The following is a 22,127-nucleotide window of genomic DNA, read 5'->3' as shown; positions in this document are numbered from 1 at the left end:
CCCCGGCGCCCGGCGGGGCCCCCCCCCCGCCCGCGCGCGCCCCCCCGGGGGGGCGCCCCCCCCCGCCCCCCCCGGGGGCCGGCCCCCCCCCCCGGGGGGGGGGGGGGCGCCCCCCCGCCCGCGGCCGTTCAGGACGAGCCCAGGACGGCCCGGCCCAGGCGCAGCAGGCACTCGCCGAGGTCCGGCCGGGCACTGTGCGGACGGTTCCGGACCCCGTCGTTGACCAGCGCGAACAGGGCGTGGACCCGGATCCGGGCCTCGACCGCGTCGTAGCCGGGCCGGACCTCGCGCAGCAGGCCGACCCAGGTCCGCAGGAAGTCGCGCCGGAAGTCCACCGCGGCCCGCCGGTCGGGCGGGGCCAGCCGCTCCGTCTCGCTGAGCATCGCGCCCAGGTAGTCCCCGTTGCGCAGCGCGAAGCCGACGTAGGCGCCCAGGCCGGCCTCGAGTGCGGCCCGCGGGCCGTCGGCGGCCGTGATCGCGCCGTCCACCTGCTGCCAGAGCCGCTCACGGCTGCGCACCAGCGAGGCGGCGAGCAGCTGGGCCTTGCTGTCGAAGTGCCGGTACACGCTGGGGCCGGAGATGCCCACGGCGGCGCCGAGCTGGTCGGTGCTGACGTTGTCGAAGCCGCGCTGGTGGAAGAGCCGCACGGCCGCGGCGAGCAGTTCCTCCCGGCGGGCCGGCGGCCGGGGGGCGGGCAGCGGGTCGGCGGCAGCGACGGCCCGGGAGGCCGGGACGGCTTCGGTGACCCGGGCGCCCCGGGCGGCGGAGCCGGCCTCCGCGGTACCCGGGCCGACCGCGAGGACGGCGGCGACCAGGTCGCGCAGCACCGCCTCGGCTCGGCGGGGCTGCGGCGCGACCGTCTGGTAGGAGAGCCCGGCAGCCGCCGAGAGCGCCGACCAGCAGATCAACTCGACGTCCGGAGCGGACAGTTCAGGGCGCTCCGCGCCCAGCACGGCGGCCATCAGCCGGACGTCGGCGCGCAGCTCGCGGCGCAGCTCGGCCCGCCGGGCGGGTGGCAGCAGCCGGGCGTCGCGCTGCACCAGGGTGCCGAGCGGGCGGTGCCCGACCGCGACGGCGGCCAGCGCGGCACCGAGCTCGCCGCCGGTGCGGGCCGCGCGCAGCCCGTCGGCCAGCGCGTCCAGGCCCAACCGGACGGCGCGGTCGAGCAGTTCGGGCTTGCCGCGGAAGTGCCGGTAGAGGGCCGGCGCGGTGATGCCGACCCCGGCTGCGACCTCGCTCATGGAGACCTGGTGGTAGCCGCTGCGGTGGAAGCGGTCGGCCGCCACCGCGAGGATCTGGGCGCGCCGACCGGGCGGCCTCCGGACCACCATGGCCGCCTCCCTCCCCCGTCCGCTCCGGCCGCCGGACCGCGGCGCCGCCGGCCCCCCGGACCCGCCGACTCCCGGACTCCCGGACTCTTGGGATCAGGCTAGCAAGGATTCACTTGACGGCACCGCGAGCCCGCGACCACCGCCCGTTTCCGGCCTCGTCGACCCTGGACAGTCGAAGCTACCCGGGATTAACTTGTGGGGCCATCACCTGGCACGTTCAGCCTCCGCCGGCCCCACCGGCCGGTCGCCACCGAAGGGAGCGCCACCGTGCGCCGCACCGTGTTCAGCGAGGACCACGAGGCCTTCCGGGAGACCATCCGGGACTTCATCGCCAACGAGGTCGTCCCGGTCTACGAGAGCTGGGAGGCCGAGGGGCACCCGCCGCGCGACTTCTACCGCCAGCTCGGCGAGCTCGGCGTCTACGGCATCGAGGTGCCGGAGGAGTACGGCGGCGCCGGCGAGAGCGGCTTCAAGTACCAGGCCGTGATCGCCGAGGAGACCGCCAGAGCCGGCGTGAGCTTCGGCTCCTCGGGCGTGCACACCGGGCTCGTCCTGCCGTACCTGCTGGAGTACGCGAACGAGGAGCAGAAGCGGCGCTGGCTGCCCGGCTTCGTCTCCGGCGACATCATGACGGCGATCGCGATGACCGAGCCGGGCGCCGGCTCCGACCTCGCGGGCATCACCACCACCGCCCGGCTCTCCGAGGACGGCACCCACTACGTCCTGAACGGCGCCAAGACCTTCATCACCGGCGGCGTGCTGGCCGACCTCGTCCTGGTGGTCTGCCGCACCGCGCCGTACGACCCGGAGAACCGCCGGGCCGGGCTCTCCATCCTCTGCGTGGACACCGCCTCCGCGGGGTACAGCGTGGGCCGCAAGCTGCAGAAGATCGGCCTGCGCACCTCGGACACCGCCGAACTGGCGTTCAGCGACGTCAAGGTGCCGGTGGAGGACCTGCTCGGCGAGGAGGGCATGGCCTTCGCCTACCTGACCCACAACCTGGTGCAGGAGCGGCTGGCGATCGCGGTCGGCGCGTACGCGTCCGCCGCCGCCGCGGTGCGGTTCGCGGTGCAGTACGTCAAGGACCGCAAGGTGTTCGGCAAGGCCGTCGCGGAGTTCCAGAACACCAAGTTCACCCTCGCCGACTGCGAGGCCCAGGTGGTGGCGCAGCAGTCGATGGTCGACCGCGCGCTGGAGCTGTACCAGAACGGCGAGCTGAGCGTGGCCGATGCGGCCGCCGCCAAGCTGTTCTGCACCGAGTCGGCGTCCGTCGTGATCGACAAGTGCCTTCAGCTGCACGGCGGTTACGGCTACATCCTGGAGTACCCGATCGCCCGGCTCTACACCGACAACCGGGTCTTCCGGATCTACGGCGGCACCAGCGAGGTCATGCGCAGCATCATCGCCAAGTCGCTCGGGCTGTAGGCGCTGCTCGGACCGCGGGCGTCGCCCGGCCCGCGGTCCGGTTCACGGCCGCGGCGGGCCGCACCCCCATGGCGGCCCGCCGCGCCGCGCGGTGGCGGCGCGGGCCGGCCGGTCGGGTGCGCCCGGACGGCGGGGCCGCGGTCAGTTGGGCGAGCTGTGCTCGGTGCGCCAGGCCTCCCAGCCGGCGTTGGACGCCACCTTCGCCTCGTGCAGTGCCCGGTGGGCCATCGCGGACGGCGGGGTGTCGAGCCCGCGCATCCAGTTGCGGCCGGCCGTGGCCAGTGCCGCGCACACCATCACCGCGCCGGCCATGCCGATCACGGCGCCGACGCCGCTGAGCACCGCACCGCCGGCCAGCATCGGGCGGTTGACCTGGAAGCCGCTGAAAAGATTCTGGTTGGTCGCCATGCCTCCACGATGCGGGCACTCGGCGGGAGTCGCACGTCGAACGACTCCGGGCGGGCGTCGACGGCCCCGGACGGGCCCCGGACAGGCTCCGCCGGGCCCGCGGCGGGCGGGCCGGCGGAGTGGACGGCCCGGGCGGACCGGGGGGCGGACCGCCGGCTCCGGGTGCGCGGAGCGGACGCGTCCGCGACCCTGGGCGCAGGACCCCGGCCGGCGGGGCCGGGAGGACGCCCGATGCCCGATCTCGAACAGCTCGCCGTGGAGCACGCCGCCCGCGCGGCCGAGAGCCCGCACGGGCGCAGCGCCCACCTGGTGCTGCACGACGGCCTCCTGCGGCAGACCGTGATCGCCCTGACCGCCGGCACCTCGCTGGACGAGCACACCCCGCCCACCGCCGGCAGCGTGCAGGTGCTGCGCGGCCGGGTCTCGCTGACCATCGCCGGCCGGCACCTGGAACTGCCGACGGGGCGGCTGGAACCGGTGCCCCAGGAGCGGCACGGGCTGCTGGCCCACGTCGACTCGGTGGTGCTGCTGACCGTCGTCACCGTATGAGGCCCGCCGTCACCGCACCGTGAGAGTGACCGCCGTCACCGCACCGTGAGGGCGCCCGCCCTCAGGCGGCGGCCGGGCCGAGCACCCCGCCGCTGACCAGGCGCAGCCCGCGCAGGAACTCCCGCCCGCTCGGCACCTGGTCCGGGGAGGCCAGCCACTGCGCGGCGTACCCGGCCAGCAGGGTCTGGTAGAAGGCGCCGCGGACGAGTTCCTCCTCGGTGTCCGGGACCTCGGGCAGCCCCTGGAACAGCGCGGCCAGGCCGAGCCGGCCCTCCTTCTGCGCGCCCGCGAACGCCTCCGCCAGTTCGGGGGCGTGCCCGGTCTGGGCGAGCGCCTCGAACTGGGCCGCCCAGAGTCCGCGGTGCGTGGCGAAGACGCCGCGCAGGCCGTCCCAGACGGCGGCGAAGCGCTCCTCCGGGTCGGCCGAGACCTGGTTGGCGGCGTCCACGACGGCCCCCAGGGCCGCCCCCATGTCCCCGATCGCCTCGATCATCGCCGCGTTGAGCAGGGCGTCCTTGGAGCCGAAGTGGTAGCCGATCGCGGCGAGGCTGACGCCCGAGGCGGTCGCGATGTCGCGGGCCGTGGTGCGTCCGTAGCCCTTCTCGTACAGGCAGCGCTTGGCGCCGGCCATCAGGTCTTCGCGGTTTCCCATGCCCCGAATCCTACGGAAGGTCTGGACGAATGTCTTGCACGAATGTCTTGGACGATCGATTTACACATCTGTACTAGACAAGCGTCTGACACATCCGTACTGTCATCCCCATGACCGCAACCACCGGCCGCGCAGGCCGCCGCGAATGGATCGGCCTGGCCGTCCTCCTGCTCCCGACGCTCGTCCTCGCCATGGACATGGGCGTCCTCTTCTTCGCCGTCCCGTACATCTCCACCGAGCTGGCCCCCAGCGGCACCCAGCAGCTGTGGATCATGGACATCTACTCGTTCCTGCTCGCCGGCCTGCTCATCACCATGGGCGCGCTGGGCGACCGCATCGGCCGGCGCCGGCTGCTGATGGTCGGCGCGGCCGGGTTCATCGGTGCCTCACTGCTGGCCGCCCGGGCCGACACCGCCGGCGGGCTGATCGCCGCCCGCGCCCTGCTCGGCGTCGCCGGGGCCACCGTGATGCCCTCGACGCTCGCGCTGATCCGCACGATGTTCCACGACCCGCGGCAGCGGCAGGCCGCCCTCGGCGCCTGGGGCGGCGTCCTCACCGCCGGCGCCACCCTCGGCCCCGTCGCCGGCGGCCTGCTGCTCGACCACTACTGGTGGGGCTCCGCGTTCCTGCCCGCCGTCCCGGTGATGGCCCTGGTCCTGCTCGCCGCCCCCGCCGTGCTCCCCGAGCACCGCGCCGCCACCCCCGCCGGCCGCTTCGACCTGCCCGGCGCCGCCCTCTCGATCGCCGCGATCCTCCCGCTCGTCTACGGGGTCAAGACCCTCGCCGTCGACGGCTGGCACCCGCTGCCCGCCCTCGCTATCCCGGCCGGTCTGCTGCTCGGCGCCGCGTTCGTCCGGCGCCAGCGCACCGCCGCCCACCCGCTGCTCGACCTCGGCCTGTTCCGGATCCGCACCTTCACCGGCGCGATCACCGTCAACACCATCGCGATGTTCGCGATGATGGGCTTCTCCCTCTTCACCTCGCAGTACCTGCAGCTGGTCAAGGGGATGAGCCCGCTCACCGCCTCGCTCTGGTCGCTGGCGCCCAGCCTCGGCGTCGGTGCGGCCGTCGGGATCACCTCGGCGCTGGCCGGCCGGGTCCGCCCGGCGGTCCTGATGGGCGGCGGCTTCCTCGTCGCCGCCGCGGGCTTCGCGATGATGACCGCGGTCGGCGCCCACTCCCCGCTGGCGGTCATCCTCGTGGCGGCGGGCGTGCTCGCCGCCGGCACCGTCGGCACCATGACCATGACCGCCGAGATGGTCGTCTCCGCCGCACCCGTCGAGCGGGCCGGCGCCGCATCCGCCACCTCCGAGACCGCCGTCGAACTGGGCAGCTCGCTCGGCATCGCCCTGCTCGGCGCGGCCGGCGCCGCGGTCTACCGCCACCAGCTGGACGGCGCCCTCCCGGCCGGGCTCGACGGCGAGGCCGGCCGGGCCGCCCGGGACACCCTCGGCGGCGCGGTGACCACCGCCGCCCACCTCCCCGACCGGCTCGGCTCCGACCTGCTGGAGACCGCCCGGACCGCCTTCACCGACGGCCTGCACGTCGCCGCCGTCGTCGGCCTGGTCTTCGCCCTCGGCGCCGCGGTGCTGGCCCGCCGCCTGATGGGCCACCTCCCCGCCGCCGCCCCCGCCCCGAAGGCCGGGGCCGAAACGGTCACCGCCTGACCGGCCCACCCGGCCGGCCCGGTCCACGCGAGTCATCGAGAGCCCCCGCCCACCCGGGCGGGGGCTCTCCGCCGTTCCCGGCAGCCGCGGTACGCCTCCCGACGGTTCCCGACCGCCGCCCCGACCGCCGCCCCGGGCCGCCGGACCGCGGAAGGCGGGCCGGGGCGGGGCGGTCTAGGCTCTGGCGCAGTGGGCGCGAGGAGCGCGAGGAGGCCGTGATGCCGGAGCCCGGGGAGGCCGACGAGGAGCGGGAACCGCTCGACTACCGCTTCTCGCTCGCCAACGAGCGGACCTTCCTGGCCTGGATCCGCACCTCGCTGGGCCTGCTCGCGGGCGGCATCGCGGTGGACCAGCTCACCCCCGACATCGCCCCGGAGCCGCTGCGGGTCACCCTGGCCGTGGTCTGCGCGCTCGGCGGCGCGGTGCTGGGGCTGACGGCCTACCAGCGGTGGACGAAGGTGGAGGCGGCGATGCGGGCGGGCGCGCCGTTGCCGCGGACCCGGGTGCTGCTGGTGCTGTCCACCGGGGTCGCGGTGGTCGCGGCGGTGCTGTGCGGGCTGATCATCGGCTACTCCGGCTGACCCCGCGGCCGCGTCGGCGACGCACACGACGCTTGCGTTCCGCTCGAACGGCACCTGGTTTTCGGCCAGCGTTTCCCGGCCGGTGTATCCGTTCGCCGTCAGTGCCAGGCATACTGGCCAGCACGGGCAACAGCCCACCTCGTGACTCTAGACAAGAAGGGACCGGTGGCCAGGGATGCTGCGGAACGGTCTTGAGCCCTGGCACCTCCTGGTGGTGCTGGCGGTCGTGGTCCTGCTGTTCGGATCGAAGAAGCTGCCGGAGATGGCCCGTGGCCTGGGCAAGTCCATGCGCATCCTGAAGGCGGAGACCAAGGCTCTGCGCGACGAGGACGCCCCGGCGGACGCCGCACAGGCCGCCGGCACCGCGCAGAGCACGGCCGCCCCCCAGCCCGCCGTCACGCCGACCAACGTGACCAAGGCCACCGAGACGAAGCGGCCCGAGACGACCGCCTGAGTCCCGCACTCGCCCCCGGAGCCCCCGGTACCGTCCGACGACGGCGCCGGGGGCTTCGTCGTACGGTGACCCGCACGGCGCCCGGCCCGACGGCCCGACCCGGACGGAGCAGCCCGGCGGGCGCCGGAGGCCCCGGCGGAACAGGCTGGGCGGGATGTCCGAGAACCCGCTGCCGCCTCCCGCGCCCGTCGACCTGCGGGCCTGGTCCTATCTGCTCCTCGCGTTCACGCTGCTGATGGTCGGGTACTTCACCCTGCCGCTGGAGTGGTTCGGCAACCGCCGACCGGTGGTGAGCTGGACCTTCTTCGCGGCGGCGGTGGCCGGGATGACCTGGCTGCTGCTGGCCAAGATGGCCGGCGTGATGCGCGGGACGGCCAAGCGGCCGGTGGTCTGGCTGATCTTCCTGATCTGCATGGCGCTGACCATCTTCGCCGCGACGTACTACGTGATGGGGAGTCACAAGTCGGAGTTCGCGGGGCTGGAGACCCGGCTGGACGCGCTGTACTTCACGGTCGTCACCATGGCGACGGTCGGCTACGGCGACATCACCCCGGCGGGGCAGACGGCGCGGCTCATCGTGACGATGCAGATCGCCTACAACTTCGTCTTCCTCGCGGCGGCCGCCGGGACGCTGTCGAAGGCGGTCCGCAGCAACGTGGAGAGCCGGATCGCCCAGGGGACGGGCGGGCGGCCCCGGCGCGGCCGGCGTCACGGGGGGTGACGACCCGGAGTGACGACGGCGAGCCCCGCCCTGGTCGGGCGGGGCTCGCGGGGCGGTGCCGGTGGGCCCGCCGACGGGGCGGGCGGGGCCGGTGGAGGTCAGCGGCCGCCGGTGACCAGGATCTGGGCGGAGCCGTCCGGCATGCCGGCGATGCCGACGCGCTGGGCGTTGAAGGTGCTCGCGCCGTAGGCGCCGGCGATCGGGGCGAAGCCGGTCCAGCTGCCGTCCGAGTTGCGGCTCCGGTGGTAGACGTTGCCGTCGTTGCCGATGGCCAGGACCTGGGCGGTGCCGTCCGGGGTGATGGTGATCGAGGCCTGGCTGGCCGCCATGGTGGGGGTGCCGACGCCGTCGATCGGGGCGAAGCCGGTCCAGCTGCCGTCGGAGCGGCGGATCTCGTGGTAGACGTTGCCGTCGCCGGGGATGACGAGGAGCTGGGCCGAGCCGTCGCGGTTGGCGGCGATGGAGACGTCGGACGCGTGGACCGGGCCGCCGTCGGTGCCGAGCACCGGCTGGAACGGGGTCCAGGAGCCGTCGGCGGCGCGGACGGTGTGGTAGACGACGCCGTCGCCGCCGATCGCCAGGGTCTGCGAGGAGCCGTCCGGGCCGACCGCGATCGACACCCGGCCCGCCTTCATCGGGGAGCCGTCCTTGAGGACGAGCGGCTGGAAGGCGCTCCAGGAGCCGTTCGCGCTGCGGATCGCGTGGTAGAGCACGGTGTCGGCGCCGACGGCGAGCACCTGGGCCGAGCCGTCCGGGCCGACCGCGATCGACACCTGGCTGGCGGCCATCTGCTTGCCGTTGAAGTCGGTCAGGGCACCCCAGGGCTGCCAACTGCCGCTGGTGTAACGGACGGTGTGGTAGACGTTGCCGTCCAGGCCGATGCCGACCACCTGCGAGGAGCCGTCGGGCGCGGCCGCGATGGCCTCCTCGGTGCCGTTGAACTGCGGGGCCGTGGCGACACCGTTGAGCGCGCCGAGGCCGGTCCAGGTGCCGTCCGCGTTGCGGGTCCCGTGGAAGAACTGGCCCTTGGTCTTGCTGACCGTGGGCGCGGAGTCGTCCGCGATCCGGTTGTAGCGGTAGGCGTAGAAGTGCCGGCTGTTGATCTCGCTGCGGTTCATCACCCGGGCGCGGGTCGGGCCGGAGCGGCTCCACTCCTCGATGATGTTGGCCGCGTTGTGCGAGCCGTCGGTCCAGCCGACGAAGAGCGCGGTGTGGGTGTCGATGTTGTTGAGGGCGTCGCCCGGCTGGAGGTCGTCGAGGCCGATCCGGGTGGAGACGTTGACCAGCGAGTTGGTGTTCAGGCTGTCCGTCAGCTGCCAGGCCATCGAGACCAGGCCGGAGCAGTCCTGCCGGTAGCGACCGCCGGTCTCGGCGTCGGCCCACCAGCCGTACGGGCTGACCAGGCCGTTGGGGCTGTACGGGACGGCCTTGTTCACCCAGTCCTGGGCCCGGGCCACGGCCTGGCTGCGGGTCACCGTGCCGCCGGGGGCGGCGCCGTTGCCGAGCGTGCCGGTCGAGGTCGGGGTCCGCCAGGAGGCGACCACGGTGTCGGCCTGGGCGGGCATGACGGAGAACACCGCGGAGGCGGAGACGGCGGCGAGGCCGATGGCGAGGGAGCGGGAGAGGGCGCGACGGGACACGACGGATCCTTTGATGGTCATGATCGGGTCAGAGTTCTTCGGTGGTGCTCCCCCGCGACCGGGCGGGACCGGGCGGGAGCGGACGGCGGCGTCGAACCGCCGGAGGGGGGAGGGCGTGCGGGCCGCGGCCGGGCGGCTGCCCTGCAGGAGCAGCCGGTGCGGCGGGGTGCGGCGGCCCGTGGGGCCGGGGTGGAACGGCCCGGGCCGGGCGGCGCGGGCGGGGTGGGCAGGGTGGCACTACGCGGAGCGGGCGGGCGGAACGGCCCGGACGGCGCTGCGCAGGGCGGGGCTCGATCAGCCCCAGATCATGTCGTAGGCGACGACGGGGGCGCCGGAGACGCCGGCGGTGGTGCTGGTGGCGGCACTGGCGGTGGTGGCGCTGCCGGCGACGGCGGGGGCCAGACCGGCCAGGGCGAGGGCGAGGGTGGCGACCGCGGCGGCCTTGGCGATGACGGTGCGGAGCATGACGGTGTCCTCTTCTACGGGTGCGACGGCTGAGTGGGTCCGGTGGTCGCGTCCCGCGGTGACGGATCCTCCGGCGCCGTCCGGAGCGGTGCTCCCTGGCGGCGATCACTAGCTTCGTCGCAGCTCAGCGGCAGTGGAAGGGAATCCGGCTGGCCGGAAACGTCCCTGGACCGTTCCGGCCAGGGCCCGTCTCAGAGCCCCAGCAGCCGCTCGTAGAAGGGCGCCAGCAGCGGCGCGGCGCCGCGCGCCGCACGCCAGCCCGCGAACTGCGGGAGCGCGGTCAGCGCCCGGTGGCAGAAGCGGTCGGTCCGCGCCTCGGCGTCCTCCAGCCGGTCGGCCAGCAGGTAGACGCCCAGCACCGGATCCGCGCCCGGGTGCGGGTGGACGACGAGGTGCTCGATCCGGTCCTCCGGCCACACCTCTCCGCGCAGCAGCTCACGGGCGTCGGAGGGCAGCGCCAGCCCCGGGGACACGGGCCGCAGTACGGCATGAACGAGATACATACGACGAGCGTGCCGAACCCGGCAAACGATGCACAGGGGCCGAACATGGACGCTCCCGTCCTTGGCCGAAACCGTCCACCGGGCGGTGTGGCACCCCTCCGACCTGCTGTGGAATGATCGTCTACGCTTCGAACACGAGTCCATCACGGGGGTTTGGACATGCTGACGACGCTGGGGCTGGACACCGCCTCGGAGGCGGTCTACCGGGCCATGCTCGCCCATCCGAACGACGGGGTGGAGGGTCTGTGCACCCGGCTCTCACTCACCGAGGAGCAGGTCAGGAACGCCCTCGACCTGCTCAGCGAGCTCGCCCTGCTGCGCCCCTCCGCCGAACGCCCCGGCGAGCTGCGGGCCGTCTCCCCGGACGTCGGCATGGAGATCCTGATGGCCCGCCAGCAGGCCGAGCTGGCGGCCCAGCAGCTGCGCATCGAGGCCTCCCGCGCCGCGGCCGCCCAGCTCATCGCCGAGTACGCCGACCTGCGGCCCACCAAGGCCCACCCCGACGTCGAGCACCTCGTCGGCCTCGACCGGATCCGGGACCGCCTCTCCGCCCTCACCCGCGAGATGCGCCACGAGGTGATGACCTTCTCCCCCGACGGCGCCCAGAAGCCCGAGAACATCGAGGCCGCCAAGCCGCTCAACCAGGACCTGCTGTCCCGCGGCATCCGGATGCGCACCGTCTACCTCGACAGCGTGCGCAACAGCCCGCACACCGTCGACTACGTCAACTGGCTCGCCACCCACGGCGGCCAGGTCCGCACCGTCCCGGCGCTCCCCACCCGCATGATCGTCGTCGACCGCTCCACGGCCGTCATCCCCGTCCAGAGCGACGACACCGCCGCCGGCGCCGTCGTCCTCAGCGGCGAGGGCATGCTCACGGCGCTGTGCGCCCTCTTCGAGACCGTCTGGGCCGGCGCGCAGCCCCTGGGCGACGCCGCCGCCCCCGACGAGCACGGCCTCACCCCGCAGGAGCACACCGCCCTCACCCTGCTCTCCGACGGCCACACCGACGAGGCCATCGCCAAGCGCCTCGGTGTGTCCCCGCGCACCGCGCGGCGCATCGCCAACGACCTCATGGAGCGCCTCGACGCCCGCAGCCGCTTCCAGGCCGGCGTCCGCGCCGCCCAGGCCGGCTGGCTCTGAGACGGTCCCGCGGCGCCGCGGTCAGCGGCTCGTGTCGATGACGCAGAAGCGGTTGCCCTCGGGGCAGGCGAGCACCACGAAGTCCGGGTCCTCGGGGTAGCCGTCCCAGTCGACCCGCCGGGCGCCGAGCGACACCAGTCGCTCGACCTCGGCGGCCTGGTCGCCGGCGTCGCCGGCGTAGAGGTCCAGGTGCACCCGCGGGTGCTCCTGGACGGGCGACTCGCTGACGCCCAGCGCGATCTGCACGCCGCCGCCGGCGGCGGGGACGAGCACCGTCCAGTCCGCCCCGACCTCGCCGTCGCGCGCGCGGTAGCCGAGCGCCGCGGTCCAGAAGGCGACCGCGCGCGGCATGTCGGAGACACCGAGGACGACGGATCCGAGAGTCAGCATCCCGCCATTGTGACGGCCCGCCAGCACCCCTGCGGCGCCGGGCCCTCAGCCGGTCCCTCAGTCGTTCTGGTCGCCGGCCGTCGCGTGCAGGGTGATCAGCAGGGCCGACAGCCGGGCGTTCCAGTTGGCGTTGGTCGCAGGGTCGATGGCGTGCTTCTTCGCCATGTCGCGGATCACCTTCTGGGCGTCTTTCAGCTCCTGGGCGGCGTCGTCCGGGGAGCCCTCGTTGAGGCGGGCCGAGGCGTCGTCGAGGATCCGCAGCAGCTCGACCTGGCGGTCGCGGTCCTTGCCGACCTGGGCCTGCGCGACGGCCTGGCGGAAGGCGTTGAGCTGGAGCGCCGGGGCCTGGTTGCGGGGGACGACGGGGGCCGCCGTGGTCGGGAGGGCGGCCGGGGTGGTGGGCGCCGCCGGGGTCGGGGTCGGGGTGGGCGTGGCCGTCGGGCGGGCGGAGGCGGTGGCCGCGGGCGGCTTGGCCGCCGGGGTCGCGTGGCCGGCCGGCTCGTCGAAGGCGGTGACGGCCAGCGCGGTGACCCCGGCGAGCCCGGCCACCCCGAGGGCGCCCAGCACGAGCGGCCGGCGCCGGCTGCGGGCGGCGGGCGCCGGCGGGGCCGCCGGGACGGGGGCCATCAGCGAGGTGGCGGGCGCCGCGGCCTGCGGCGGCAGCAGAGTGGTGTGCTGCTGGTCGGCGTTCGCCGCCGGGACGGGCGGGAGCAGCTGGGTGGCGGCGGCGGTGGCGAGGAGTTCGGTCGTCGGGTCGCCGACCGCGAGCCCGGGCACGGTGGAGAGGAGCTCGTACCGCGCCGCGGCCGCGTCCGCGGGCCGGTCGGCGGGCTTCTTGGCGAGCAGCCGCAGGACCGCGGCGTCCAGGGCCGGCGGCAGACCGGGGCGGCGGGCCGACGGCGGCAGCGGCTGTTCGCCGACGTGCTTGAAGGCGATCGCCACCGGGCTCTCGGCGGTGAACGGGGTCGCGCCGGTCAGCATCTCGGTGAGCACGCAGCCGACGGCGTAGAGGTCGGTGCGGCCGTCCAGCGCCGAGGCCGTGGCCTGCTCGGGCGACAGGTACGCGGCCGTGCCGAGCACGCTCGCGGTCTGGGTGAGGTTGCTGGAGGACCCGGCCCGGGCGATGCCGAAGTCGACGACCTTCACGCCGCCGTCGTCGGTGATCATGATGTTGCCGGGCTTGATGTCGCGGTGGACCAGCCCGGCCGCGTGCGCGACCGCCAGCGCCTCGCAGACCGCCGCCGCGATGCCGACGGCCCGCTCCACCGGCAGGGCCGGCTGCTGCGCCAGCACGGCGGCGAGCGAACGCCCGTTGACGAGCTCCATGACGATGAACGGGGTGCCCTCGTCGACGCCGGAGTCGAAGACCATGACGATCCTCGGGTGCACCAGCATCGCGGCGTGCTGCGCCTCCCGGCCGAACCTCTCGGCGAAGCGGGGGTCGTCGGCGAGGCCTCCGTTGAGGACCTTGACGGCCACCTGCCGGCCCAGCACGTGGTCCACGCCGCGCCAGACGGTGGCCATGCCGCCGACGCCGAGTATCTCGACGAGTTCGTAACGCCCGTTCAGCGCCCGTCCGATCACTGGAGCTCCCCTCACGTGCCGTGCCCGGGGTTCCGGGCCGCCTCGTGCACCCGTGCACGATAGCCGCCCGGCCGGACCGCCCCGCCGGGGGCGGGGAGGCGGTCGGGGGACCGGGCAGCGGTCCCCCGGCCGCCGGCACGGGGGGTGCGGCCCGCCCTGACTGCGGGCGGGCGGGCCGCACGTTCCGGGCCGGCCGGCCGGCGGCGCGTCCGGGGTGATGCGCCTGCCGGTCCGGCCGGGGCCGGCCGGGTGGACGGTGGGCACGGGGGAGCCGACCGGCCACCCGGGGTCTTCGGGTGGTCCTGCGTACTGCGGGTACTGCAGGTCCTGCGGGTGGTGCGGGTGGTGCGATCCGGGTGGGCGGCGGGCCCGGGGGGAGTCGCCCGCCGCCCACCCGGAGTCCGGGGGGTTACCGCCGGCCCGACTGGTCGTCCTCGGGCCGGTCCGGTTTGACCGGGCTCGGGCGGGCGTCCGGCACGACCGGTACGGCCGGCACCGTGGAGGCGGTGCCGCCGGCCCTGCCGGGCTGCTTGGCCGCGTCGCCGCCGTTGGTGCCGGCGTCCGTGCCGCCCTTGCCCTTGCCGTTGGCGTTGTCGTTGCCGTTGGTGTTGTCGTTGCCGCCCTTGCCGGCGCCGGGGCTCGGCACCGCCCGGCCCGGGTCGCGGGGCTGCGGGGCGGCGCCCTGGTGGTCGTCGTCGCCCTGCTTCCCGGCGCCGTCCGCGCAGTACTCCGCCACCTTCTCCGCCCCGCCGGCCGCCGCGACCAGGGGGGCGTAGAGCGGGTCGGTGAGCAGCTGGCGCGAGCGCTCGCCCTTGCCCGTCCGGTCGGCGAACCCGCGGCAGAGCGGGACCAGCGCGGGCGGGACCTGCCGGGCGCCGCGTCCGTCGACACCGGCGGAGGGGGCGCCGGGCGTCGGGGCGGTGGACGGCGCGACCTGCTGCGGGGCACCGGACGGGCCGGTGCCGGACGGGCGCGGGGACGCCCCGGCCGGCGCGGCACTGCGCGGCGGGGTGCCGGACGGGTGGCCGGACGCGCTGCCGCCGCCGGTGGCGAGCATGTGCTCCGGCTCGGCGGGGCCGCCCAGCGGGGACGGCAGGTTCCCGGTGCCGGCGGCGACCGCGACCCCGCACAGCGCCGTGGCGCCGAGCACGACGGCAACGGCCTTCGTGCTGAAGGCCCTGGCCAGCGTGGCGGTCGCCATCGATCGTCTCCGGACGGGTGCGGTCACTACGGGGTCGGACGCGAGACGGGCCTCCCGGAAGGCGGCCAGGGCGTGCTCCTCCCCGGCCAGCTCGTCGACCGTCGCCGGGGCGGCGGCCGCGGCGAGGACCCGGGCGACTGCCCCGGGACCGCCGTCCGGTCCGGTGAGCGAGGCGTCCTGCCCGGCCGGCGGGCCGCCCACGGCACCGCCGAGCAGGTGCTCGGCCGTGTCACGGTCGATCCGACGGGATCGGTTGGTGCTCATCTCATGTCCTTCAGCGTCGCGGCCCGGCGTTCTGTCACACCCTGCGCAGTACTTTTTTTCGCGGACCGCCCCGCGGCCCGTCCCGCGGGTCGTTCGGCGGGCTCCGCGGCCGCCCGCGCGGCCGGGATGCCGGTACCGGCCGCGAAGGGCTGCTCCAGCAGCGTGGCCAGCTTGCGCAGCCCCCGGTGGGCGGCCATCCGGACGCTGCCGGCCCGCTTGCCGAGCACCCGGGCGGCGCTCTCGGCGTCCAGTTCCATCACCACCCGCAGCAGGACGGCCTCGGCCTGGTCGCGCGGCAGCCGGGAGATCAGCGCCAGTGCGTCGGCGGTGCCGACGGTGGTGAGCGCGGCGCGCGCGGTGTCGTCCCCGGCGGCCAGCTCGGCGAGGTACTCGAAGGGCAGGTCGGTGACCGGGCGGCGGCGGCGGGCGCGCAGGTGGTCGAGCGCGCGGTGGCGGGCCACGGTGGCGGCCCAGCCGCGGAAGCCGTCCCCGTCCCCGGAAAAGCCGCGCAGGTCGCGGGCGATCTGCAGCCAGGTCTCGGAGGCGATGTCCTCGGCGTCCTGGGCGTCCTCGGGACGCCCGCCGACCAGTACCCGCAGGTAGCGCAGCAGGCCCGGCTGGACCGTCCGGAACAGCAGCCGGAACGCCTCCTCGTCCCCCGCCTGCGCGGCCCGGACGGCCTCGGTCAGATCGACGGGGGCGACGGGCCCGCCGGGTGGTGGGCCGGCGGAAGGGACTGGTCCGGACCGGCCGACGGGGCTGTCGGTGCCCGCTCCGGGGCGCTCTGCACTCTGCACCCGCCACATCATGCGCCATCCGGGCGACCGGGTCCGGGTCCGGTCGAAGGACCACGGGCCGCCGGGCCCAAGGTCCCGTCGGCCGCCGCCCTTCGCCCGCGGCCCCGGAGGCCCTCCGCCGCCTACGTTGTCCGTGGGCGAAGCAGTCCGGGCCCGGTCGGGCCCCGGGGCCGCCGTGCGCACCGGGCGCCCGGACCGCCTCGACGACCGGCCGCCGCGCCGCCCCTCCGTCCGCCCGCCCCCGCGCCGCCGCGCGCCCGGGCCGGCGGCCGGGCCGGCCGCCCCCACCAGCAGTGACGACCAGCAGGGACGCCCGCGATGACCACCGCCCACCAGCTCCACGCGGAGGGGCTGCGCCACCACCTCGCACCCGGCCTGCGCGCCCTGGGACTGCGCGGGTGGCGCCGCACCTTCGCCCTGCCGGACGAGACCCACTGGCTGCTGCTGGGCGTGGTGGAACGCCCCTCCGCCGACCGGACCTCCTTCACCTTCGACCTCAGTGCCGTCCGCCGGGCCGACTGGGCCGCCGCCGGTCTCCCCGGCCACCGGCCCGACCCGCGCACCCGGTACGGCCTGGAGGTCTGGCGGGCGCGGATCGGCGAGGTGCTGCCGGTCGGCGAGGACGTCTGGTGGCAGGTCCTGCCCGGGCCGCGCTGGCCGCTGGTGCTGGAGGACGCGGTCGCCGCCGTCCGCCGCTACGGCCTGCCGGAGCTGCGCCACCGGGCGGCGCGGGACCGGGACGGCACCGGAGAGGGCTACCTCTCCCGCGCCGGGCTGGAGGACGTCAACGCCGCCCTGCTGACCGCCTCGGTGGCCCGGGTGCAGCGCGCCGAGCTGATCGCCGGGGAGCTCGTCCTGACCGGCGCCTGGACCCGGGGCGACGCCGTCTCCCGGACCGTCCTGGAGGGCGTCGCGCGGGGCTTCCTCTCGGCCGGGGACGAGCGCTACCGCACCGTCCGCTGCCTGGACACCCGGGGTCGCGAACTGTGGGCCTTCCCCCACCGGGGTTAGGCCGTGTCGCGCGTGCCCGGGGGCTCGCTGCCGGGGCACGCCCCGCGGCGGCACACCCCGGGAAACCCGCAGGTCGGACGGGTCGTCACGGGCCGCACCATGACAGCTGTCACACGGATCCCGCAACGGACGGCACTGCTCTGACGGAGGGTCGGACGGAAAGACTGGAGGCACGACGCGGGCAGGGGCCCGCGGCCGCCGAGCCGGGGAGGAACCCACCGTGAGCCAGCCCGTCAACACCGCCACCACCGCCCCGATCGCCGCCGCTCCCGCGGCCCGGGCCTCGAACCCGCTGCTCTCCGGGCTCCGCCCGCTCGCCCTCGACGTGGCCGCCCCGCTGGCCGGCTACTTCCTGCTCCACTCGGCCTGCGGCCTGAGCGAGTTCGCCGCGCTGGCCTGGAGCAGCACCATCCCGGCCGCCCGGACCGTCCTCGGCCTGCTGCGCGAGCGGCGGCTGAACCTGTGGGCCGCGCTGATGCTCACCGTCAACCTGGCCGGTCTGGCGCTCACCTTCGTCACCGGCGACGCCCGGCTGATGATCGCCAAGGACGGTGTGCTGAGCGGCACCGTGGCGCTGGCGATCCTCTTCTCGGGGCTGGTCGGCCGGTCGGTGATGACCCCGATGCTGATGCCCTTCGTCACCCGGGGCCGGGCGGACCGCACCGCCGCCTGGCACCGGCTGACCGGGGGTGCGGCGGCCGGCTCCCGGGCCTTCCGCCGCCACGAGCGGGTGTTCGCGGGGATCTGGGGCACCGCGCTGCTGGCCGAGTGCGCGGCCCGGGTGGTCGGCGCCTTCACCCTGCCGGTGTCGACCATGGCCTGGCTGTCCACCGTGTTCCTGGTCGGTGCGATCGCGGCCGGCTCGGTGCTCGGCCAGAGCGCCACCGACCCGATCGCCAAGCTGGTCATCGCCGAGGCCGAGGCCCCGACCACCGCCTGACCCGGCCCCGACCCGGCCCCGACCCGGCCCCGGACCGCACCACCCGGCACCACCCGGCACCACCCGGCACCGCCCGCCGCGTCCTGAACGCCGGATGCCGGCGATCCGAACGCCGAGGAACCATCCGGATCTCCCGGGAGTCCTTACATAACGAGGGGGTAACGGGACCCCCGTCGAGGAATCGGGGAACCCCATGAGCCGGACGCGCGCGCTGACCACCGCCGAGGACCGCACCCTCGTCTGGGACGGCTGCCTGAACGTCCGCGACCTGGGCGGCCTGCCCACCGCCTCCGGCCGACCGACCGCCCGCGGGGCGATAGTCCGGGCGGACAACCTGGACCGCCTCACCGCCGAGGGCTGGGACGCCCTCCTCGACCACGGCGTCCGCACCGTGGTCGACCTGCGCAACACCGAGGAGTACAAGCCGCTCCTCCCGCTCCCCGAGGGCGTCGAGCTGATCCGGGTCCCGCTGGACGAACTGGCCGGCCCCGCCTGGTGGGAGGCCTACGGCCGACTGGACGGCACCCCGCTCGCGCTCCGCCCCTACCTGGACCACTGCCCGCACGCCGCCGCCGCGCTGGTCGCGGCCGTCGCCGGCGCCCGCCCCGGCGGCCTGGTCGTGCACTGCGGCGCCGGCCGCGACCGCACCGGCCTGGCGGCCCTGCTGCTGCTCGCCCTGGCCGGCGTCGAGCGGGCCGCGATCGTCGAGGACTACCTGATCAGCGGCCCCAACGTCCGGCCGCTGTACGGAATGCTGGGCCTCCCGGACCAGTACGACCGGATCGACGCGGTGCTCGCCGGGGCCGGCACCACCGCCGAGGCCGCCCTGGAGGCGGCGCTGAGCGACTTCGACCCGGCCGGCTACCTGCTCGCCGCCGGGGCCGCCCCCGCCGAGGTCGCCGCCGTCCGGGCCCGCCTGCTGCCCGCCGAGTAGCAGCCGCCCGGCGGACCGCGCCGCTTCCGCGACTCCGGAACCCCTCCCGCCTCATCGTCAACCGATGGTTGACGATGAGGCGTCGACAACCTACGGTTGACGCATGGAGAATTCCGTCGTTCCCAGCACCACTCCCCTGCGCCTCGACGACCTGATCGCCGCGATCAAGAAGGTCCACCCCGACGCGCTCGACCAGCTCTCCGACGCGGTCATCGCCGCCGACCACCTCGGTGACCTCGCCGACCACCTGATCGGCCACTTCGTGGACCAGGCCCGCCGCTCCGGCGCGTCCTGGACCGACATCGGCCGCAGCATGGGCGTCAGCAAGCAGGCCGCCCAGAAGCGCTTCGTCCCCAAGGACCCGGGCACTCCCTCCGACCTGGACCCGAACCAGGGCTTCAGCCGGTTCACCGACCGGGCCCGCAGCGTCGTGATGGCCTCCCAGGAGGAGGCCCGGCGGGCCGGGAACGCCGAGATCACCGCCGAACACGTGCTGCTCGGGCTGCTCGCCGAGCCCGAGGGCCTCGCGGTCAAGGCGCTCGCCGCCCAGGGCGTCGGCCCGGAGGCCGTCCGGACCGCGGCCACCGCCGCCCTGCCCGCGGCCGTCGCCGAGGTGCCGGCGCTCATCCCGTACGACGCGCAGGGCAAGAAGGTGCTGGAGCTGACCTTCCGCGAGGCGCTCAAGCTCGGACACAACTACGTCGGCACCGAGCACATCCTGCTGGCCCTGCTGGAGCTGGAGAACGGCGCCGGCGTGCTCGCCGGCCTGAGCGTCGACAAGTCCGAGGCGGAGACCTTCACCGCCGAGGCCGTCGCCGCCTTCATCGCCGCCCGGAACGCCGAGCAGGCGTGACCCGGACCGGCCCCCGGGCGGAACTCCCGCCCGGGGGCCGGCAGTCGGCCGCACGGGCCCGCCGGTGCGGCCCGCCGCGCCGCGCGGCGCCCGGCCCGGTCGCCGCGCTCCGCCGCGCTCCTCAGAAACCGGAGACGTGCGTGGTGACGATCCGGACCCGGCCGTCGACGGACGCCTCCAGAGCCGCCCGCAGCCGGGCCGAACGGGCCGGCCCGAGCAGCTCCAGGGCCTCGTCCAGCGGCGCCCAGCGGTGCTCGTCCAGCTCACCGGCCGGCACGGTCACCGGGGTGCCGTCCGGGACGGTGCCGAAGTCGAACATCAAGTGCTCGGCCGGGTGGTCGAGTTCGGCCGAGGGATGGGTCCAGGAGATCGCCAGCAGGGCGCCGGCCTCCTTCACGATGCCGGTCTCCTCCTCCAACTCCCGTACGGCGCACTCGACCGGGCCCTCGCCGAGGTCGATCGTCCCGCCCGGGAACTGCCAGTGCTCGCGGTACCCGGCCTTCACGATCAGGATCCGGCCGGAGTCGTCGCGCAGCAGGCAGCCGGCCGCGGCGTAGATCCGGGGCAGCGAGGCCAACCACTCCTCGCGGGACTTCAAGGGCTCAGCCGTCACTGCGGTCCTCCTCGGGCACGGGGCTTTCGGACCGCCTACTCTGCCACCACCCGCCCGCCGGCCCGGTGGCCCGGTGGGCCGACGGGCAGCGGCGGGGGCCGTGCCGGTCAGCCGCGCGCGGCGAGGTGCTCGACCAGCCGGTCGAAGCTGGAGTCGAGGCCCGCCCGGGCCTCCGGGCCGCAGTACATCGCGGGCACCTCGGTCTGGTGCAGGACCACCTCGGTGCGGCCGTCACCGAGGTCCCGGAAGGTCAGCGTGGAGCTCATGCCGACGCCCTCCTCGACCAGGGCGATCAGCTCGCCCGGGCGGATGTCGGTGATCCGGCTGCGCATCGGGTACTCGTCGCCGGTCGCGTCGATGGTCAGGGTGCTGTCGTAACGCCCGCCCACCCGCGGCTCGATGGTCACGGTGGACGGCTCGACGTGCGTGCCGACCGGGCCCCAGAAGCGGACGAACTGCTCGGGCTCGACGTAGGCGCGGAAGGCGGCGTCCGGAGTGGCCGGCAGCTCCCGGGTGATGGTCAGCTCGCTCGGGTTCTCGGTCATGGTGTCGGTCCTCTTCCTCGTCACGGCGCCCTCGGTGGCGCTTCCACAGGGGTGGACCGGGGCCGCGCCGCGAACTCATCGCTCCCCGCGGAACTTTCTTCGGGGAGGCCTCGCACGGCGCCCGGAGACCCTTCGGCCGGGCCGGCCCGGCCGGAACTTCCGCGCACACCGATGAGCCGGGGCCGCCGGACCGGTCCAAGCAGCATGGAGAAAACCCGGAACACCCCGGCCGACCGGCCGGACCGAGCCCTGGTCTGCGACCTCGGCGCCCTGGACGCGCCCGACCTGGCCGTCGTCGACGCCCTGGCCCGGCTCCGGCTCGCCGCCGGACGCCACGGCGTGGGCGTGGTGCTGCGGAACGCCGGCGGCCCGCTGCGCGAACTGCTCGCGTTCAGCGGGCTCGCGGCGCTGCTGCCGGCGGCCGCCGACCCGCCCTGCCTGACGGCGCTACTCGGCGTCCAGCCGGGGCGGGAGGCCGAACAGCGGGAAGAGCACGTCGGTGTCCAGGAAGTTGGTGAACCCGGTGATCCGGCCCGCTGACACCTCCGGCACGATCAGCGCCCACGGCTCGTGCCCGCCGGCCGGACTCGGCCGGTACTGGGCGAAGGCCGGGCCGCCGTTGGCGGTGACCGGGAGCAGCCGGGAGCCGCGGCAGCCGTGGCCGGGCCCGAGCATCCAGGCCCGGATCTCCTCCCGCCCGCACAGCCACATCGCGAACGGCGGCATGTTGAGCGTGACGTCCTCGTGCAGCAGCGCGGCCAGGCCGTCCATGTCGTAGGCCTCGAAGGCGCGGACGTAGCGGTCCAGCAGCGCGCGGTGGTCGTCGTCCAGGTCCGGCGCCGGACGGGCGGCCGCGTCCCCGGCGAGCACGCCGCGGGCCCGCTGCAGCGCGCTGTTCACCGACGCCACCGTCACGCCGAGCAGTTCGGCCACCTCGGCGGCCTTCCAGCCGAGCACCTCGCGCAGGATCAGCACGGCCCGCTGCCGGGGCGCGAGCCGTTGCAGGACGGCGACGAAGGCCAGCTTCACCGACTCCCGCTGGGCGGCCACGTCGGCCGGGTCCCCCGTCTCGGGCAGCACCCTGCCGTCCGGCGCGGGGCCGATCCAGGTCGCCTCGGGCAGCTGGGTCTCGCTCGCCGTCGCCACCGTGACGGGCCCGGCGAGGTCCATCGGACGGGCCCGGTTCCGGCGGCCGTTCAGTGCGTCCAGGCAGACGTTGGTGGCGATCCGGTACAGCCAGGAGCGCAGCGCGGCCCGGCCCTCGAAGCCCCGGTGACCGCGCCAGGCGCGGACCATCGTCTCCTGCACCGCGTCCTCGGCCTCGAAGACCGAGCCGAGCATGCGGTAGCAGTAGCCCGTCAGCTCCGTCCGGTACCGCTCCAGCTGGAGCTCGACCGGCTCCTCCGTGATCACGTCGGCCATGGTGTGCCCCCGTCCTCCCGCCCCGCACTGCTCG

Annotated in this window: 25 protein-coding genes; 12 read left to right on the top strand and 13 right to left on the bottom strand. The window is 75.5% G+C overall.

Annotation, left to right across the window (positions count from 1 at the left end; genetic code table 11):
- Window positions 1-128 precede the first annotated feature (128 nt).
- Window positions 129-1,331, bottom strand: a complete 1,203-nt coding sequence (locus ACIA8Q_RS31935; RefSeq protein WP_387901958.1) for a TetR/AcrR family transcriptional regulator — start codon at window positions 1,329-1,331, stop codon at window positions 129-131.
- 267 nt (window positions 1,332-1,598) lie between these two features.
- On the opposite strand from ACIA8Q_RS31935, the gene ACIA8Q_RS31930 reads away from it, so the two are divergent.
- Window positions 1,599-2,756 (top strand): acyl-CoA dehydrogenase family protein, encoded by a 1,158-nt coding sequence (locus ACIA8Q_RS31930; RefSeq protein ID WP_360211211.1) that lies wholly within the window; start codon window positions 1,599-1,601, stop codon window positions 2,754-2,756.
- 141 nt (window positions 2,757-2,897) lie between these two features.
- On the opposite strand, the gene ACIA8Q_RS31925 is transcribed toward ACIA8Q_RS31930, so the two are convergent.
- Window positions 2,898-3,164: a hypothetical protein gene (locus ACIA8Q_RS31925; protein ID WP_360211209.1), complete on the bottom strand. Its 267-nt coding sequence runs from the start codon at window positions 3,162-3,164 to the stop codon at window positions 2,898-2,900.
- A gap of 231 nt (window positions 3,165-3,395) precedes the next feature.
- On the opposite strand from ACIA8Q_RS31925, the gene ACIA8Q_RS31920 reads away from it, so the two are divergent.
- Complete coding sequence (locus tag ACIA8Q_RS31920) at window positions 3,396-3,713, top strand: cupin (protein WP_360211207.1); 318 nt, start codon at window positions 3,396-3,398, stop codon at window positions 3,711-3,713.
- Between the two features lie 61 nt (window positions 3,714-3,774).
- Here ACIA8Q_RS31920 and ACIA8Q_RS31915 read toward each other — a convergent pair whose 3' ends face one another.
- Window positions 3,775-4,365 (bottom strand): TetR/AcrR family transcriptional regulator, encoded by a 591-nt coding sequence (locus ACIA8Q_RS31915; protein ID WP_360211205.1) that lies wholly within the window; start codon window positions 4,363-4,365, stop codon window positions 3,775-3,777.
- A 110-nt stretch (window positions 4,366-4,475) separates the two neighbouring features.
- On the opposite strand from ACIA8Q_RS31915, the gene ACIA8Q_RS31910 reads away from it, so the two are divergent.
- From ACIA8Q_RS31910 to ACIA8Q_RS31895, 4 genes are all read left to right on the top strand, one after another.
- Complete coding sequence (locus tag ACIA8Q_RS31910) at window positions 4,476-6,032, top strand: MFS transporter (protein WP_360211203.1); 1,557 nt, start codon at window positions 4,476-4,478, stop codon at window positions 6,030-6,032.
- Between the two features lie 218 nt (window positions 6,033-6,250).
- Entirely contained in the window at window positions 6,251-6,613 is a 363-nt protein-coding gene (locus ACIA8Q_RS31905) for a DUF202 domain-containing protein (protein WP_360211201.1), read from the top strand.
- A gap of 175 nt (window positions 6,614-6,788) precedes the next feature.
- Complete coding sequence (tatA, locus tag ACIA8Q_RS31900) at window positions 6,789-7,067, top strand: Sec-independent protein translocase subunit TatA (RefSeq protein ID WP_360211199.1); 279 nt, start codon at window positions 6,789-6,791, stop codon at window positions 7,065-7,067.
- Between the two features lie 154 nt (window positions 7,068-7,221).
- Window positions 7,222-7,788 (top strand): potassium channel family protein, encoded by a 567-nt coding sequence (locus tag ACIA8Q_RS31895; RefSeq protein ID WP_360211197.1) that lies wholly within the window; start codon window positions 7,222-7,224, stop codon window positions 7,786-7,788.
- 98 nt (window positions 7,789-7,886) lie between these two features.
- On the opposite strand, the gene ACIA8Q_RS31890 is transcribed toward ACIA8Q_RS31895, so the two are convergent.
- The 3 genes from ACIA8Q_RS31890 to ACIA8Q_RS31880 all read right to left on the bottom strand — a co-directional run bounded on the left by ACIA8Q_RS31890 (window position 7,887) and on the right by ACIA8Q_RS31880 (window position 10,396).
- Complete coding sequence (locus ACIA8Q_RS31890) at window positions 7,887-9,428, bottom strand: hypothetical protein (protein ID WP_360211195.1); 1,542 nt, start codon at window positions 9,426-9,428, stop codon at window positions 7,887-7,889.
- Window positions 9,429-9,722: 294 nt separating this feature from the next.
- A complete protein-coding gene (locus tag ACIA8Q_RS31885) occupies window positions 9,723-9,893 on the bottom strand; it encodes a hypothetical protein (RefSeq protein WP_360211193.1) in 171 nt (56 codons plus the stop codon).
- Window positions 9,894-10,084: 191 nt separating this feature from the next.
- Window positions 10,085-10,396 carry a hypothetical protein gene (locus ACIA8Q_RS31880; RefSeq protein WP_360211191.1) on the bottom strand — a complete coding sequence of 104 codons (312 nt, stop codon included), beginning with the start codon at window positions 10,394-10,396 and terminating at the stop codon, window positions 10,085-10,087.
- Window positions 10,397-10,555: 159 nt separating this feature from the next.
- Between ACIA8Q_RS31880 and ACIA8Q_RS31875 the strand changes: the two genes are divergently transcribed.
- Window positions 10,556-11,539: a LuxR C-terminal-related transcriptional regulator gene (locus tag ACIA8Q_RS31875; protein WP_360211189.1), complete on the top strand. Its 984-nt coding sequence runs from the start codon at window positions 10,556-10,558 to the stop codon at window positions 11,537-11,539.
- A gap of 21 nt (window positions 11,540-11,560) precedes the next feature.
- Here the strand turns inward: ACIA8Q_RS31875 and ACIA8Q_RS31870 are convergent, their stop codons facing one another.
- The 4 genes from ACIA8Q_RS31870 to ACIA8Q_RS31855 form a co-directional block, all read right to left on the bottom strand.
- The gene (locus ACIA8Q_RS31870; RefSeq protein ID WP_396318139.1) at window positions 11,561-11,929 is read right to left on the bottom strand and encodes a VOC family protein; all 369 of its coding nucleotides are present in this window, start codon (window positions 11,927-11,929) and stop codon (window positions 11,561-11,563) included.
- Window positions 11,930-11,986: 57 nt separating this feature from the next.
- The gene (locus ACIA8Q_RS31865) at window positions 11,987-13,513 is read right to left on the bottom strand and encodes a protein kinase (protein WP_360211185.1); all 1,527 of its coding nucleotides are present in this window, start codon (window positions 13,511-13,513) and stop codon (window positions 11,987-11,989) included.
- A 409-nt stretch (window positions 13,514-13,922) separates the two neighbouring features.
- Window positions 13,923-14,978, bottom strand: coding sequence for a hypothetical protein (locus tag ACIA8Q_RS31860; RefSeq protein WP_396318138.1), 1,056 nt, complete (start codon window positions 14,976-14,978; stop codon window positions 13,923-13,925).
- Window positions 14,975-15,784, bottom strand: a complete 810-nt coding sequence (locus ACIA8Q_RS31855; protein WP_396318140.1) for an RNA polymerase sigma factor — start codon at window positions 15,782-15,784, stop codon at window positions 14,975-14,977. The genes ACIA8Q_RS31860 and ACIA8Q_RS31855 overlap by 4 nt, the downstream gene beginning before the upstream one ends.
- Before the next feature lie 309 nt (window positions 15,785-16,093).
- Here ACIA8Q_RS31855 and ACIA8Q_RS31850 point away from each other — a divergent pair, with 309 nt between their 5' ends.
- From ACIA8Q_RS31850 to ACIA8Q_RS31835, 4 genes are all read left to right on the top strand, one after another.
- Window positions 16,094-16,786 (top strand): hypothetical protein, encoded by a 693-nt coding sequence (locus ACIA8Q_RS31850; protein WP_360211181.1) that lies wholly within the window; start codon window positions 16,094-16,096, stop codon window positions 16,784-16,786.
- Window positions 16,787-17,006: 220 nt separating this feature from the next.
- A complete protein-coding gene (locus ACIA8Q_RS31845; protein WP_396318137.1) occupies window positions 17,007-17,726 on the top strand; it encodes a VC0807 family protein in 720 nt (239 codons plus the stop codon).
- A gap of 193 nt (window positions 17,727-17,919) precedes the next feature.
- Entirely contained in the window at window positions 17,920-18,660 is a 741-nt protein-coding gene (locus tag ACIA8Q_RS31840; protein WP_360211177.1) for a tyrosine-protein phosphatase, read from the top strand.
- Between the two features lie 103 nt (window positions 18,661-18,763).
- Window positions 18,764-19,513: a Clp protease N-terminal domain-containing protein gene (locus ACIA8Q_RS31835; protein WP_360211175.1), complete on the top strand. Its 750-nt coding sequence runs from the start codon at window positions 18,764-18,766 to the stop codon at window positions 19,511-19,513.
- Window positions 19,514-19,634: 121 nt separating this feature from the next.
- Here ACIA8Q_RS31835 and ACIA8Q_RS31830 read toward each other — a convergent pair whose 3' ends face one another.
- Together ACIA8Q_RS31830 and ACIA8Q_RS31825 are read right to left on the bottom strand one after the other, a co-directional pair.
- Window positions 19,635-20,126: an NUDIX hydrolase gene (locus ACIA8Q_RS31830; protein WP_360211173.1), complete on the bottom strand. Its 492-nt coding sequence runs from the start codon at window positions 20,124-20,126 to the stop codon at window positions 19,635-19,637.
- Window positions 20,127-20,233: 107 nt separating this feature from the next.
- Window positions 20,234-20,671 (bottom strand): SRPBCC domain-containing protein, encoded by a 438-nt coding sequence (locus ACIA8Q_RS31825; protein WP_360211171.1) that lies wholly within the window; start codon window positions 20,669-20,671, stop codon window positions 20,234-20,236.
- A 204-nt stretch (window positions 20,672-20,875) separates the two neighbouring features.
- Here ACIA8Q_RS31825 and ACIA8Q_RS31820 point away from each other — a divergent pair, with 204 nt between their 5' ends.
- On the top strand, window positions 20,876-21,211 hold the full coding sequence (locus ACIA8Q_RS31820) for an STAS domain-containing protein (RefSeq protein WP_360211169.1): 336 nt from the start codon (window positions 20,876-20,878) through the stop codon (window positions 21,209-21,211).
- On the opposite strand, the gene ACIA8Q_RS31815 is transcribed toward ACIA8Q_RS31820, so the two are convergent.
- Window positions 21,119-22,093, bottom strand: coding sequence for a sigma-70 family RNA polymerase sigma factor (locus ACIA8Q_RS31815; protein ID WP_360211167.1), 975 nt, complete (start codon window positions 22,091-22,093; stop codon window positions 21,119-21,121). The genes ACIA8Q_RS31820 and ACIA8Q_RS31815 overlap by 93 nt on opposite strands.
- Between the last annotated feature and the right edge of the window lie 34 nt (window positions 22,094-22,127).

Origin of the sequence: Kitasatospora sp. NPDC051705, assembly GCF_044453265.1 — a bacterium.
Classification (GTDB): Bacteria; Actinomycetota; Actinomycetes; order Streptomycetales; family Streptomycetaceae; genus Kitasatospora.
This window is presented reverse-complemented; position numbering and strand designations above follow the sequence as displayed.